A 13,919-nucleotide genomic window follows, 5' to 3' on the forward strand; every position below is an offset into this window, starting at 1 on the left:
TTATGGATCATCTTCTTAAGGTTGCATTAGCTCAGATTGCTCCGGTTTGGTTAAATAAAGCAGAGACTTTGGCAAAAGTTGAAGCAGCTATTCTAGAGGCTTCAAAAGAGAATTGCGAGCTGGTAGTTTTTGGAGAAGGACTTGTTCCAGGATATCCTTTTTGGTTAGCCTTAACAGGAGGTGCTGAATGGAACACGAAGATCAATAAAGAAATCCATGCACATTATGTGAGAAATGCCTTGACTATAGAAAATGGAGATTTAGATACTATTTGTGAGCTAGCTAAGACCTATAAAATTGCAGTGTACCTAGGCGTTATTGAAAGACCTTTAGATAGAGGTGGACATAGTATTTATGCTTCATTGGTGTATGTTAATGAACTGGGTGAAATAAAATCGGTTCATAGAAAATTGCAACCAACCTATGATGAGCGCCTTACTTGGTCGCTTGGTGATGGTCACGGTTTACAGACACATACATTAAAACAATTTACTGTTGGTGGATTGAACTGTTGGGAAAATTGGATGCCTTTACCTAGGGCTGCTCTCTATGGACAAGGTGAAAATCTGCATGTTGCTGTTTGGCCTGGCAGTGACCATAATACGAAAGATATTACGCGTTTTATTGCCAGAGAGTCCAGATCTTTTGTAATATCGGTTTCTAGTCTAATGCATAAAAACGACTTCCCTAGAGAAACCCCACATTTAGATGTAATTCTACAAGAATCACCTGAAATTTTAGCTAATGGGGGCAGTTGTATTGCAGGTCCTGATGGGGAGTGGATTCTAGAACCAAAACTTCATAAAGAAGGATTGATTATCGAAACGTTAAATTTTAATAGAGTTTTAGAAGAACGCCAAAACTTTGATCCTGTAGGTCATTATTCGCGCCCAGATGTGACCCAATTGAACGTGAATAGAGAACGGCAATCTACAATTTCAATAAAGGATTAATTCTCAAAATTCCATTGCACTTTTTTGAGGCCTGACCAATCACTATACAAGGGTATGCCAGCTTTAATATAGAGTAAATAAATATCATTATTTTGCATCGTCATCCCCCAAGTAGCTTGTGTGTCGTCAAATACTCCGTAAGATGCCTTTAAATTAGGCATGTTAGGATCAGAAACATCTAAAATTGAAAGATCACTTCTGCCTGTGCTAACGAATAAAAGGTTGTTTGTTTTATCAAAAACTTGCTGATTAGAATGCCCTGGGCTATTAAACCACAAATTTTCTAGTGTTTCGCAATTCCATGGGTTCCACCAACCTATCATTTCAGCATTTTCTTTATCCTCAATATTCCATATTTCAAATCCACAATAGTCAACTGCGATATAGGCCAGATTACCATCTATTATAATAGTATTATAAGCCTTTGGAGTATTTTGTTGATTGGTTTGATTGGCAAATTTTCCTATTTCTTCAGGGCTATCTTTTTGACTAACATCAATAATTCTTATACCTCCGGCGTCATTACATAAATATACCAAGTCTCCAACGACATCCATACCTCTGGCATTAGGTACTTGAGTTGGTGGTGGGTCATTAATAGGGAAATTTTGATCAGGTAAAAAATTTGAAAGTTCTTTTATTTCTTTTGGATTTGAAACATCAAAAATAAATAAGCCATGCTTCATTGCACCCAGATACGCATAATTGCCTTCAACATGTACAATAGCACTGCCTTCAATTACTTCCTCACTATCCCAAACATCCTCAATAATAGGATTTTCGGGGTCACTAACATTAATAATGGCTAGCCCGGCTTTAGAGTCTTCCCCAAAAAAATCACCTAAAGATAAATATAGATAATTGCCTTGCTGAAATATATTCATTGCATGAAGTGTTTTTAAGTCTCCTATTGAAACACTTGCAATTTGACTAGGTTGGTTATTTCCATTATCTCTAAATATTAGAAGTCCTCCTCCTTTGGCAGCAAGAAATAAGTAAGGCCTGTTTAATTGATCATAAACCATTCCTTGCGGTAGAAAGGAAGCAATTTCTGTTTCCCATTGAAATGTAAGAATGACTTCTTTGGTGTTTGTAGGAGGTGTAGAGTTGTCATCATCAGATGAACAAGCGATAAATAGTAGAATTATAAAAAGGCGTATTAGCTTCATAACTTTCCTTTAAAAGGTTTTAGTTTTAGGAACAGTTAGCATCCATAAATATATGAAATTACAATTTATCTGAATTATAACCCTTTAAAACAATATCTTTGCCGAAAATTTTAAAATGGCAACAAAAAAAAACTCGTCGAGAGGACGACACGCCAGCGGAACTTCTCGAAACTCGAATTCTCAAAAAAAATCATCATATACTAACAAAAAGAAACCTTTTAAAAAGGAAATAAGTGTTTCTAAAAAAAAGTTAGAAGACCCTACTGAAATTCGCTTAAATAAATATATTTCTAATTCTGGTATTTGTTCTAGAAGAGAGGCTGATACGTATATTAAAGCTGGTAGTGCTACAGTTAACGGTAAGGTAATTACCGAAATGGGGTATAAAGTAAAACCAACAGATGAGGTGCGGTTTGACGGCACATTGATCAATCCGGAAACCAAAAGGTATGTGCTATTGAACAAACCTAAAAATTATATTACTACCATGGATGATGAGCGCGGTAGAAATACAGTGATGGAATTAGTATCAAAGGCAACAAAAGAGCGTGTTTATCCTGTAGGTAGATTAGACCGACAAACTACTGGTTTATTATTGTTTACCAATGATGGAGAAATGGCAAAGAAGCTTACGCATCCAAAACATAATGTTAGAAAATTGTACCATGCATCATTAGATAAGAAATTGGCAATGAAAGATCTTCAAAAGATTTCTGAGAATTTTATGTTAGAAGGTAAAATGGTGTATGTAGATGCTATTTCATATGTTGAAAACCAATCTAAAACAGAAATTGGCATTGAAATTCACTCGGGTAGAAATAGAATAGTGCGCAAAATCTTTGAACATTTTGGCTATAAAGTTATAAAGTTAGATCGTGTTATTTTTGCAGGATTGACAAAAAAGAACTTACCAAGAGGTTATTGGCGTCATTTGACCGAACAAGAAGTAAATAATCTAAAAATGTTATAACCAAAAAACCCGAACTAATTGTTCGGGTTTTTTATGGTGGTGCCTCCAGGAATCGAACCAGGGACACAAGGATTTTCAGTCCTTTGCTCTACCAACTGAGCTAAGGCACCAGTTGCTCCCGATAGCTATCGGGATTGCGGATGCAAATATAAATCCATTTTTAAAATTGACAAAAGGAAATTTTATAAAAATTGCTTTCGTAAATTTATCACCTTTATGCGTACTATGAATCTAATTATAGATGTTGGTAATACAAGAACAAAGCTTGCTGTTTTTCAGGATGCTCAGTTATTAGAAATTGTAATTAGTTCTTATGAAGAAACCAATAAAAAGATCAAATCACTAATCAGGAAGTACAAAATTAGTAATGTGATTATTTCCTCGGTTGGTCATAAAGAGATTATAGATGAAAAATTATTTAAAAGTATAGAAAAGCTAATATCACTTGACTACACTACTAAAGTTCCTTTTAAAAACAGGTATAAAACACCAAAAACACTAGGTGTAGATAGAATTGCTTTGGTTTCGGCAGCAGCAAGTCAGTTTCCAGAGGATAATGTACTTATAATTGATGCCGGTACTTGTATCACCTATGATATTTTAAATAGAAGGAATGAATATTTAGGAGGAGCCATTTCTCCGGGAATCAAAATTAGATTTAAAGCATTGCATGATTATACAGCTAACCTTCCTTTGCTAGACATCGAAAAATTTTCCGTTATAGGAAAAAACACAAACGAATCCATACAGTCAGGTGTTTTGAACGGTATTGTGCTAGAAATAGAAGGTGCTATAAATCAATATATAGCTAAATACTCAACTTTAACAGTAGTTTTAACAGGAGGTGATACTAATTTCTTGGCTAGAAAGCTAAAAAGTGTCATATTTGCCAATCCAAATTTTTTGTTGGAAGGATTGAACAGTATTTTGACATACAATACAGACGGATGATTAAAAAGATTATAGGAGTTCTTTTTCTATTAACTTCCCTAAATAGCTTAGCACAAAGAAATAACATTTCACCATATTCTTTTTTTGGAATTGGAGAGGATACTGCTAGCAGAACAGTAGAAGAAATTGGTATGGGTCAGATAGGGGGATCCTTTATGAGTACTTATCAATTATCATTTACCAATCCTGCTGCTTTTTCCGCTTTACGCTTTACTACGTTTGCTATAGCCGGAGAAAACAGAGCTATTCAAGTAGATGATGGTATAAATAAAGATAATGCTTCTACGGCTTCATTTTCATACTTAGCTTTAGGATTTCCTATTAGCCCAAAAGGAGGTGTAGCATTTGGTTTACAACCTAGAACCACAGTAGGTTATTCGTTACTGCAAGAATTCATGGATGATGAAGGTAATTTAACCGAAACAAATTTATTTACTGGTGAGGGAGGTTCTAATAAAGTATTTTTAGGTTTTGGTCATATGATTGGCAAAAATTTCTCGGTTGGTGTTGAAGGTGCTTATACTTTTGGAAGTATAGAAAATAATATTTTGAATAGAAGGGATGGTGTGCCATTAGCTACCATTCAAAAAACAGATGCTGATATAACAGGAACAAGTGTGAAATTGGGAGCTCAGTATTATACAAAAGTTTCTGAAAAATTACGATTACGATCAGGGGTAGTGGTGGATCTATCGAATGAAATAGAGACAGATGGTAACCTATATAGATTTTCATTGGTAAATACCGGAGATGACCTTGTAAGCCCGAGAGATACGATTGTGAATGAATCTTTTACCAGAAAATTTAAAAATCCACTTCAGACTACGCTTAGTGTATCTATTGGAGAAGAGAATAAATGGTTTGCTGGGGTAGAATATGCCTTTCAAGATGCACTAGAATTAGAAGATGGATTGGCTGATAATAATGCTAATTTTAGTTATGTGAAGTCAAATAGAATTTCAATTGGTGGATTTTATACACCTAAGTTCAATTCTATCACAAGTTACTGGAAACGAATTACTTATAGAGCTGGATTTACGTATCAGCAATTAGGTTTGAGAGTTAATAATACAGATATTGATGACTTTGGCATATCTTTTGGTTTAGCTTTACCGATGGGTAAACAACTCTCCAGAATAAACTTAGGTTTTGAGTTGGGACAAAGAGGTGATACAACCAATGACTTAGTTAAAGAAAATTATTTTAACTTTAGGCTCGGTTTTTCATTTAGCGATAAATGGTTTAGAAAACGAAAATTAGATTAACAATAAACATAACCAAGATGAAGAGAAATGTTACAAATTTAGTGATGGCTATATTACTAATTGCCGGAGTTAGCTCGGCATTTGGACAAGCAAAGTACGGTGCTGAGCCCGAAAAATGTAAAACTAATTTGTCTATATTTTATGAATATGCAAAGGCAAAAAATTATGATCCTGCTTATGAACCATGGACATGGGTTGTTGAAAACTGTCCGAAAGGATCAAAAAATATCTATAAGTATGGTTTAAAAATAGCCGAAGATAGATATAGTAAAGCTGCAGGTGCTCAAAAACAGACTGAAAGCCAGCTAATAGATAAAGTATATGAAATGCGTATTGAGCATTTTCCAGATAATCTTGGTAAAGTATATAGTGACTGGGCAACATCTCTAGAAGAAAGAGGTGCATCAAAAGAAGATGTGTTTGCTAAATTAGAGAAAGCATTTAAAGAAGGGCCTCAAAGTATGAGTATCAAAAACCTGGCGAAGTACTTTCAAGAGGTGACTGATAGAAATAAAGATGGTAATACGCAGTTGGTGTTTGATACTTATGATGATGCACTAGACGCGGTGAATAAGAAGATTGAAACTCATACAAGATCAAAAGATAAATTAGAGAAGAAAGGTGAAGCTAATCTTACAAAAAAGGAAAAAAGAAAGCTTAAAAATGATGGCATAAACTTAAAAGGTTTAGGTCAGGTTGAAGGTGTGCTTGATCAAATTTTAGGTGAAGTAGCAACTTGTGACCGATTAATTCCACTATATAATAAAAATTATGAAGCGAATAAGTCAGACGCTAAATGGTTAAGAAGAGCAGCATCTAGATTGAATGCTAAAGAGTGTACTGAAGATCCTATTTATCCTAAGTTAGTAGAAGCATATGTTGCCGCAGAACCTTCTCCAGAAGCATATATTCTAATTGCAAGTATCTTAGAAGGAAGGGGTGATAAAACAAAAGCAACAGACTATAGAAAGAAAGCAGTTGATTTAGAAACAGATCCATACAAGAAGGCAAAATACTTATATAGAATTGGCCAAACATATAGAAGAAGAAGTCCTTCTACAGCTGTTAAATATGCTAGACAGGCACTTACGCATCAGCCAAGTATGGGCAAAGCATATTTATTAATTGCAAGCGCATATGCAGCAAGTGCTAACGGTTGTGGTACAGATGAGTTTAGCAAAAGAATGGTATATGTTGCTGCTAGAAACAAGGCAGCAATGGCAAAAAAGGTAGACCCAAGTTTAACCTCTAGAGCTAATAAGTATATCAAGAGTTACAATGCAAGTGCACCTAATAAAAAGTTAATCTTTACTTTAGGTAAAACTTCAGGAGCTTCGCACAGAGTAGGTTGTTGGATTGGTGAAACCGTGAAGATACCATAAACTTGGAATGTTAACTCTTTTTTTGAATACTATAAAATATAGTGCTGCTATTCTTTTAGCGGCACTATTTTTTTCTTGTGAAAACAACATTAAAGAGGTTCAAGATTTTTTAGCTGATAAAAACTTGCCCGTTGGTGTCGTCAAAAATGTAAATTTGGTACATACAGATTCCGGAAAGATCAAAACCAGGTTGATAACGCCATTATTGCATGATTTTAATAATAGAAAAGAACATCCCTATCAGGAATTTCCTGAAGGTGTTCAAATCACGTCTTATGATCAATTAGGTGACTCCGTAACACTTACTGCTAATTATTGCAGAACCTATGGTAAAACGGCTATCTCAGAAGTGAAAGACAATGTTATTGTGATCAATCATAAAGACCATACCAGATTATATACAGATCAGTTGTTTTGGGACCAGAATACACATTATATTTACACTGAAAAGGCTTTTAAATTAATTACCGCAACAGATACTATTAAAGGTAAAGGCTTTGAATCTAATGAAGATTTAACTAAAGTGGTGATGAAAGATATTAGTGGTACTATTTATGTAAATGAAAGTAATTAATCATGAACAAATTCTATAAATTTATTGAACTAGGTTATCTTGTTATTTCTGCAGTTTTTTTATACGAAGGAATATCTAGATTCAATACCGAAAGACAAAAGGCGTATATTTTTATTGCTTTTGCCATACTTGCCGTTTTCACATTTTTTTTCAAACGTAAATATAGAAGACGTTTTGAGCAAAGAAGAAAAGAACGGGAAGACAATCAAAATTAATTGTAATTTAGTTTGCTAACTGAATTATATGAAATGAAAAGAAAATTCTTCTTTACACTGTTTTTAACGTGTTCCTTTTTACTTTTTTCCCAAATTTTACCTTTAAAAGAGCGCTCTAAAATTGAAGATGAGGTCTTAAAAGATCGATTTGACAATCTACTTCCTGAGCTTATGGATAGATCAGGTATTGATATGTGGATTCTTATTTCAAGAGAGTACAATGAAGATCCTGTATTAAGAACCATGCTACCGTCTACTTGGTTGAACGCTAGAAGGCGAACTATTCTTGTCTTTTATAGAGATCAGCAGAAAGATAGTATTGAGAAATTGGCTGTTGCCAGATATAATGTAGGTGAGAATATTGTATCTGCATGGAAAAAGGAAGAAGAACCTGATCAATGGAGAGCTTTGTTTAAGATAATTGAAAAGCGAAATCCAAAAAAAATAGGTCTAAATCAATCAGAGTATTTTGGAATTGCTGATGGACTTGTTAAGACCGATTATGATTGGTTTGTTAAAGACCTTCCTCAAAGTTATAAGAACAAAATTGTTTCGGCTGAAAAGCTTGCTATTGCTTGGATAGAAACCAGAACAGAAAAAGAAATGAGGCTATTTGAGGAATTAACACAAATAACCAGAAATATTATTTATGAAGCGTTTTCAAATAAGGTTATAATTCCTGGAGAAACTACCACAGAAGATGTAGTTTGGTTTATGCGTCAAAAAGTAAATGATCTTGGATTAAAAACATGGTTTCACCCTACTGTAGATATCCAACAGAATAAAGAACAGTTAGGGAGTCATATAACATCATTTTCTAAGAGACCAGGAGAAAATATCATCCAAAAAGGAGATTTACTGCACTGTGATTTTGGGATAACCTATTTACGATTAAATACTGATTGCCAACAACATGCATATGTTTTAAATGATGATGAAACCAAAGTACCTGAATTTTTAGAAAAAGCTTTTAAAAAAGGTAATAGACTGCAAGATATTCTTACTTCCAATTTTATTGAAGGTAAAACAGGTAATGAAATTCTATTAAAGGCATTAAAAGAAGCTAAAAAGGAAGGCTTACGACCTTCTATTTATACGCATCCTTTAGGGTTGTATGGTCATTCTTCTGGGCCTACAATTGGTATGTGGGATGCCCAACATGGGGTTCCTGTAAATGGAGATTATCCGTTGTACAAAAATACAGCCTATGCCATTGAATTGAATACAACGGTATTTATTAAAGAATGGAATAGAGATGTTCGAATAATGCTGGAAGAACCTGGTTTTTTTGGTGAGCAAGGTTTCAGATATATTAATAAAAGACAGGAAGCTATCATTCCAATAGCATTAGAACCATAGAATTTTTATCTCATTAAAATTATTTTTTTGGAATTACAAGTTATCATCATTCTTATTTCAATACTGCTTTCCGCCTTTTTTTCAGGAATGGAAATAGCTTTTGTGTCCGCCAATAAGATGCATATAGAACTAGAGAAAAAAAGAGAAAATTTTCTTTCTAAAATTTTAAATAAGCTTACTGAAAACCCTTCAAAGTTCATTACTACAATGTTGGTTGGTAATAACATTGCATTGGTGGTTTATGGATATTTTATGGGTGAAATGTTAATGCGCTTTTTAGCACCATATATTTCTAGTGAGTTTTTAATGCTACTAGTACAAACCATTATTTCTACATTGATTATTCTAGTAGCAGCTGAGTTTATTCCTAAAGCAATTTATAGAATTTATTCAAATGAAGCTTTGAAATTTTTTGCATTACCTGCCTATCTTTTCTTTTTACTTTTTTATATAGTTTCTGAGTTTATCATTGCAATATCAGATTTTATACTAAAGGTATTTTTTAATACTAAAAGAGATGATACTGAACTTGCGTTTAGTAAAGCAGAATTGGGTAATTATATTTCTGAACAGTTAGAAACAACCAACGAAGAAGAAGTAGATACTGAAATTCAAATTTTTCAGAATGCCTTAGAGTTTCATAATGTTAAAGCTAGGGAAGCGATGATTCCCAGAACAGATATTTGTGCTATTGAAGTGCACGAAAGTATTAAGACGCTACAAGAATTATTTGTAGAGACTGGTTATTCAAAGATAATAGTCTACAGAGATTCTTTAGATGATGTTATTGGTTATGTTCATGTTTTTGATCTTTTTAAAAAACCTAAAAGCATTCGCTCCATCATTTTACCAATTATGTTTGTGCCTGAAACTAGGATGATCAATGATGTGATGAATGATCTTACCAAGCGCAGAAAAAGTATTGCAATAGTATTGGATGAATATGGAGGCACTTCGGGTTTAATAACCATAGAAGACATAGTAGAAGAATTGTTTGGTGAAATAGAGGATGAGCATGATAGCAATGAATTGAAAGAAGAGAAAATTAATGACAGAGAGTTTGTTTTTTCAGCAAGGCTAGAGGTTGATTATGTTAATGAAAATTATGATTTAGAGCTTCCTGAAGATGATGCCTATGAAACGTTAGGCGGACTTATAGTACATCATACCGAAAACATTCCTGAGAAAGAGGAAATTGTAGAAATAGAAAATTTTGAATTTACCATTCAAGAAGTATCTTCTTCTAAAATTGAAAATATATACCTAAAGGTTTTATTTAAAGAGGAATAGGTATATAAATCTACAAGTAATTTCCTTTCATTTATCCTTTTATTATTTAAGCGGATATTGTATTTTCGCACACTGAATTTTAAAAAAGAAAAGAAGAATGGCAATTTTAGGAAAGATTAGAGAGCGGTCTTTATTTTTAATAATCATTATAGCAATGGCATTATTTGCCTTTGTACTTACAGGTTTATTTGACGCTAACAGTCCACTTTTTAATAAGAATGTTAATGTAATTGGTGAGATTAATGGTGAATCAGTTAGTCGTGAAGAATTTGCCCAATTGGTTGAACAACAGCGAGCAAGAACAGGTAATAGAGGATCTCAGTTACAAAGCGTAAAAACTGCTTGGGATAATTTAGTACGAGAGAAAGTATATGAAACACAATTAAAAAAATCTGGAGTTATTGTAGGAGAAAAAGATGTTTGGGATGAAGTCATTAAACAGCCATTTATTCAGAACAGTCCTTTGTTTAAAAATGAAGCAGGCCTATTTGACGAAGAGAAATTAAAAGAATATATAGCTACTTTAAAAGATAATGCTGCAGAAGATGAGCAAGGAATGAATGCATGGTTAGGTTGGTTAAATTATGAACGAAATATTAAGGCTAATCTTAAATTAAATACCTATTCTAACCTTATCAAAGCCGGTCTTGGTGCTACACTAAAAGAAGGTGAACGTTATTATAAAGATCAAAATACAAAAATGGATATTCAATATGTGTATGTTCCATTTACTTCAATTTCTGATAGTCTAGTCAAAGTTTCTGATGATGAAATTAAGGATTATGTTCGTACTCACAAAGATGATTATGTTATAGAGCCTACCGTAAACTTAAGTTTTGTTAAGTTTGACGTAAAGGCTACAGAAGAAGATGAACAAATTATCAAAGATGATTTAGCAAAACTTATTGAAAACAGAGAAGAGTATAGCACAGCTGCAAAGAATAATGTAGAAGTAATTGGTTTAAAGAGCGCTTCAGATTATCAAGAATTTTTTAGAGACAATCAATCTGATACGCCTTATGATGATAAGTTTTTCACTAAGAATTTATTGACTAAAGCTTTAAGCGATACTATTGGCGGTTTGAAAATAGCAGATGTATTTGGTCCTTATAAGGATGGAGAATTTTTCAAACTGACGAAAGTGGCAGATATTAAAAAAATGCCTGATTCTGTAAAGGCTAGACATATCTTATTAGCTTTTGTTGGTTCAAGGAGTGCTGATGCGTCAACAACACAAACTGAGGAGCAGGCGAAAAAATCAGCTGATAGCATTTTAACTATTATAAAAGCTGATAATTCAAAATTTGCTGATATTGCAAAAAGCATTTCAGTAGATAAAGGTAGTGGTGCTAAAGGAGGTGATTTAGGTTGGTACCCGTATAATAGAATGGTGCCTGAATTTAGAGATTATACATTTGAAGGTCAAAAAGGTGATATAGGTATTGTTAAAACACAGTTTGGTTTTCATATTATTGAAATAGAAGACCAGAAGAATTTTCAAGACGCATATAGATTAGCTACTTTTTCTAGAAAAATAGAACCTTCAGAGAAAACGGAGAATGAAGTTTTTGAAAAGGCTGAAACCTTTGCATCTCAACTTTCTAATAATAATATGACTGAAGTTGCTAAAGAAAATAAATATACTATTCAACCGGTAAATAGTATTAAAGGCTTAGATGAGAAAGTGTCTTCTTTAGGTAATCAAAGACAAATTGTTACTTGGGCTTTTGACAATGCTACAAAAGAAGGAGAAATAAAAAGATTTGATACCGATAATGGTTATGCCGTGGTTCAATTAAATAAGAAAAACAAGAAAGGTTTAAGTATAGGAAGCGCTAAGTTTACTATCAAGAATATTTTAATGAATGAAAAGAAAGCTGATTTGATAGAAGCAAGAATGAACGGTGAATCTCTTCAAGATATCGCGAAGGAATTCAGTGTTTCAGTAAATAGTTCAAAAGCAGTTTCTTTAGGAAGCCCAACATTACCTGCTGTTGGTAGATCTCCAGAATTAGTTGGAGCTCTAAACCTAGCTAAGGAAAATGATATATTAAAGAATATTGTAGGAAAGAATGGGGTTTTTGCGGTGAAAATTGATAAAATTGAAAAACCAGCTGAAATAGATAATTTTAAAAGTTTTGCTTCTAATGTAGCTGTTAAAACACAAAATAAAAACTCTAAAGCTTATGATGTGTTAAAGAAGTTTGCTGATATTGAGGACAACAGAGCAAAATTTTATTAAAAAATTAAGATTAAAAATAAAATATGTTAAAGTTCGTTATTAAACACGATTTTATATATTTGCACTTGATATAATTAGAATTAAACTTAAAACAGAAACTATAAATTTAAATTATTTAAAATGAAACATTTGAAAAAAGTACTGTTCGTTTTAGCTTTTTTTACAGCTTTTGCAATACAAGCACAGGACGAAAATAACCCTTGGTCAATTGATGTAGGTATCAATGCTGTTGATACATACCCTACAAATCAACCCACTCAAGGTAAATGGTTTGATGAATTTTTCAATGTCAATGACCATTATAATATTATTCCTTCAATTTCTAGAATTAGAGTTGGTAGGTATTTAGGAGATGGTTTCTCTTTAGGTCTTGCTGGATCTATCAATAGAATAGAACAGTATGGAGACATTAATGTTGATGATTTAGCTTACTATGCTGGAGATTTAGATATTCGATACAATCTAAACAATCTTATCGGTAAGTCTAAATGGTTTGATCCTTACTTAAGTGTTGGGGGAGGATATACTTGGATTGATGATTTAGGTGTTGGAACATTTAACGGTGGTGCTGGTTTCAATGTTATGTTTACTGATTTCGTTGGCTTAAATATACAGTCAATGTATAAGCATTCTTTTGATGAAGATCGTACTGCTCCTCATTTTCAACATGCTTTGGGCGTTGTAATTAAATTTGGAGGTAAAGACACAGATAAAGATGGTATATACGATAAAGATGATGAATGCCCTGAAACATTTGGTTTAGAAGCATTCAACGGTTGTCCTGATACTGATGGCGATGGTATTAAAGATGGTGATGATGCTTGTCCTAATACAGCTGGTTTAGCTGCTTTAAATGGTTGTCCAGATGCTGATGGTGATGGTGTTGCTGATAAAGATGATCAGTGTCCAAACGAAGCTGGTACTGCTGCAAATAATGGTTGTCCGGATGCTGACGGAGATGGTGTATATGACAAAGACGATGAATGTAAAGATGTTGCTGGTCCTGCTGAGAACAAGGGTTGTCCTTGGCCAGATACTGATGGCGATGGCGTTCTTGATAAAGACGATAACTGTGTTAGCGAAGTTGGCCCTGCTTCTAATCAAGGTTGTCCTTTAGTAATTATTACTGAAGAAGCTAAAGCCAAGTTAGATGAGTTTGCAAAAGCTATTTATTTTAATAGTGGTAAGTCTTCATTCAGAACTGGTGTTGATGAGAAATTAGATTTGATTGCTGATATCATGAAAGAATTTAAAGATTCTAACTTTAGCGTTGAAGGTCATACCGATAGTGTTGGTTCTAAAGAATTGAACCAAGGTTTATCTGAAAAGAGAGCTAAAGCTGTTTTAGATTACTTAGTATCTAAAGGTATAGCTGCTAGCAGATTGACTTCAAAAGGTTTTGGTGAAGACAATCCAATTGCTTCTAATAGAACTAGAGCTGGTAGAGCTAAAAACAGAAGAACTGAAATCAATTTAGCTGAATAAGGTTAGATTAAAGAATAAACTAAAAGCCGCACAAATGTGCGGCTTTTTTTATGCGGTAATATTT

At 33.4% G+C, this 13,919-nt stretch carries 12 protein-coding genes and 1 tRNA gene; 11 read left to right on the top strand and 2 right to left on the bottom strand.

Annotated features, from left to right (window positions below):
• Positions 1–2: 2 nt before the first annotated feature.
• Positions 3–953, top strand: a complete 951-nt coding sequence (locus AC1EU5_RS02230; protein WP_480190718.1) for a carbon-nitrogen hydrolase family protein — start codon at positions 3–5, stop codon at positions 951–953.
• Here the strand turns inward: AC1EU5_RS02230 and AC1EU5_RS02235 are convergent.
• Complete coding sequence (locus AC1EU5_RS02235) at positions 950–2,122, bottom strand: LVIVD repeat-containing protein (protein ID WP_480190719.1); 1,173 nt, start codon at positions 2,120–2,122, stop codon at positions 950–952. The genes AC1EU5_RS02230 and AC1EU5_RS02235 overlap by 4 nt on opposite strands.
• Positions 2,123–2,237: 115 nt before the next feature.
• Here AC1EU5_RS02235 and AC1EU5_RS02240 point away from each other — a divergent pair, with 115 nt between their 5' ends.
• Positions 2,238–3,092, top strand: a complete 855-nt coding sequence (locus tag AC1EU5_RS02240) for a pseudouridine synthase (protein WP_480190720.1) — start codon at positions 2,238–2,240, stop codon at positions 3,090–3,092.
• 34 nt (positions 3,093–3,126) lie between these two features.
• Here AC1EU5_RS02240 and AC1EU5_RS02245 read toward each other — a convergent pair.
• Positions 3,127–3,202: transfer RNA gene (locus tag AC1EU5_RS02245), tRNA-Phe, on the bottom strand.
• Between the two features lie 115 nt (positions 3,203–3,317).
• On the opposite strand from AC1EU5_RS02245, the gene AC1EU5_RS02250 reads away from it, so the two are divergent.
• The 9 genes from AC1EU5_RS02250 (at position 3,318) to AC1EU5_RS02290 (ending at position 13,855) form a co-directional block, all read left to right on the top strand.
• Entirely contained in the window at positions 3,318–4,043 is a 726-nt protein-coding gene (locus tag AC1EU5_RS02250; RefSeq protein WP_480190721.1) for a type III pantothenate kinase, read from the top strand.
• Positions 4,040–5,308 carry a BamG family beta-barrel-assembly machinery protein gene (bamG, locus tag AC1EU5_RS02255; RefSeq protein WP_480190722.1) on the top strand — a complete coding sequence of 423 codons (1,269 nt, stop codon included), beginning with the start codon at positions 4,040–4,042 and terminating at the stop codon, positions 5,306–5,308. The genes AC1EU5_RS02250 and bamG overlap by 4 nt, the downstream gene beginning before the upstream one ends.
• A gap of 17 nt (positions 5,309–5,325) precedes the next feature.
• Positions 5,326–6,690: a tetratricopeptide repeat protein gene (locus tag AC1EU5_RS02260; protein WP_480190723.1), complete on the top strand. Its 1,365-nt coding sequence runs from the start codon at positions 5,326–5,328 to the stop codon at positions 6,688–6,690.
• Between the two features lie 22 nt (positions 6,691–6,712).
• On the top strand, positions 6,713–7,264 hold the full coding sequence (gene lptC, locus AC1EU5_RS02265) for an LPS export ABC transporter periplasmic protein LptC (RefSeq protein ID WP_480190724.1): 552 nt from the start codon (positions 6,713–6,715) through the stop codon (positions 7,262–7,264).
• A gap of 2 nt (positions 7,265–7,266) precedes the next feature.
• Positions 7,267–7,479, top strand: a complete 213-nt coding sequence (locus AC1EU5_RS02270; protein ID WP_480190725.1) for a hypothetical protein — start codon at positions 7,267–7,269, stop codon at positions 7,477–7,479.
• A 33-nt stretch (positions 7,480–7,512) separates the two neighbouring features.
• Positions 7,513–8,838, top strand: a complete 1,326-nt coding sequence (locus AC1EU5_RS02275; RefSeq protein WP_480190726.1) for a M24 family metallopeptidase — start codon at positions 7,513–7,515, stop codon at positions 8,836–8,838.
• Between the two features lie 27 nt (positions 8,839–8,865).
• Positions 8,866–10,128, top strand: a complete 1,263-nt coding sequence (locus AC1EU5_RS02280) for a hemolysin family protein (protein WP_480190727.1) — start codon at positions 8,866–8,868, stop codon at positions 10,126–10,128.
• A gap of 97 nt (positions 10,129–10,225) precedes the next feature.
• Positions 10,226–12,370 carry a peptidylprolyl isomerase gene (locus AC1EU5_RS02285; protein WP_480190728.1) on the top strand — a complete coding sequence of 715 codons (2,145 nt, stop codon included), beginning with the start codon at positions 10,226–10,228 and terminating at the stop codon, positions 12,368–12,370.
• A 120-nt stretch (positions 12,371–12,490) separates the two neighbouring features.
• Positions 12,491–13,855 carry an OmpA family protein gene (locus tag AC1EU5_RS02290; RefSeq protein WP_480190729.1) on the top strand — a complete coding sequence of 455 codons (1,365 nt, stop codon included), beginning with the start codon at positions 12,491–12,493 and terminating at the stop codon, positions 13,853–13,855.
• The last annotated feature ends 64 nt before the right edge of the window (positions 13,856–13,919 follow it).

It is taken from the genome of Maritimimonas sp. 2405UD52-3 (genome assembly GCF_056591715.1).

Coding starts and splice junctions, on each gene's coding strand:
- AC1EU5_RS02230 (WP_480190718.1), top strand. CDS start 3: ATGGATCATCTTCTTAAGGTTGCATTAGCTCAGATTGCTCCGGTTTGG.
- AC1EU5_RS02235 (WP_480190719.1), bottom strand. CDS start 2,122: ATGAAGCTAATACGCCTTTTTATAATTCTACTATTTATCGCTTGTTCA.
- AC1EU5_RS02240 (WP_480190720.1), top strand. CDS start 2,238: ATGGCAACAAAAAAAAACTCGTCGAGAGGACGACACGCCAGCGGAACT.
- AC1EU5_RS02250 (WP_480190721.1), top strand. CDS start 3,318: ATGAATCTAATTATAGATGTTGGTAATACAAGAACAAAGCTTGCTGTT.
- bamG (WP_480190722.1), top strand. CDS start 4,040: ATGATTAAAAAGATTATAGGAGTTCTTTTTCTATTAACTTCCCTAAAT.
- AC1EU5_RS02260 (WP_480190723.1), top strand. CDS start 5,326: ATGAAGAGAAATGTTACAAATTTAGTGATGGCTATATTACTAATTGCC.
- AC1EU5_RS02270 (WP_480190725.1), top strand. CDS start 7,267: ATGAACAAATTCTATAAATTTATTGAACTAGGTTATCTTGTTATTTCT.
- AC1EU5_RS02275 (WP_480190726.1), top strand. CDS start 7,513: ATGAAAAGAAAATTCTTCTTTACACTGTTTTTAACGTGTTCCTTTTTA.
- AC1EU5_RS02285 (WP_480190728.1), top strand. CDS start 10,226: ATGGCAATTTTAGGAAAGATTAGAGAGCGGTCTTTATTTTTAATAATC.
- AC1EU5_RS02290 (WP_480190729.1), top strand. CDS start 12,491: ATGAAACATTTGAAAAAAGTACTGTTCGTTTTAGCTTTTTTTACAGCT.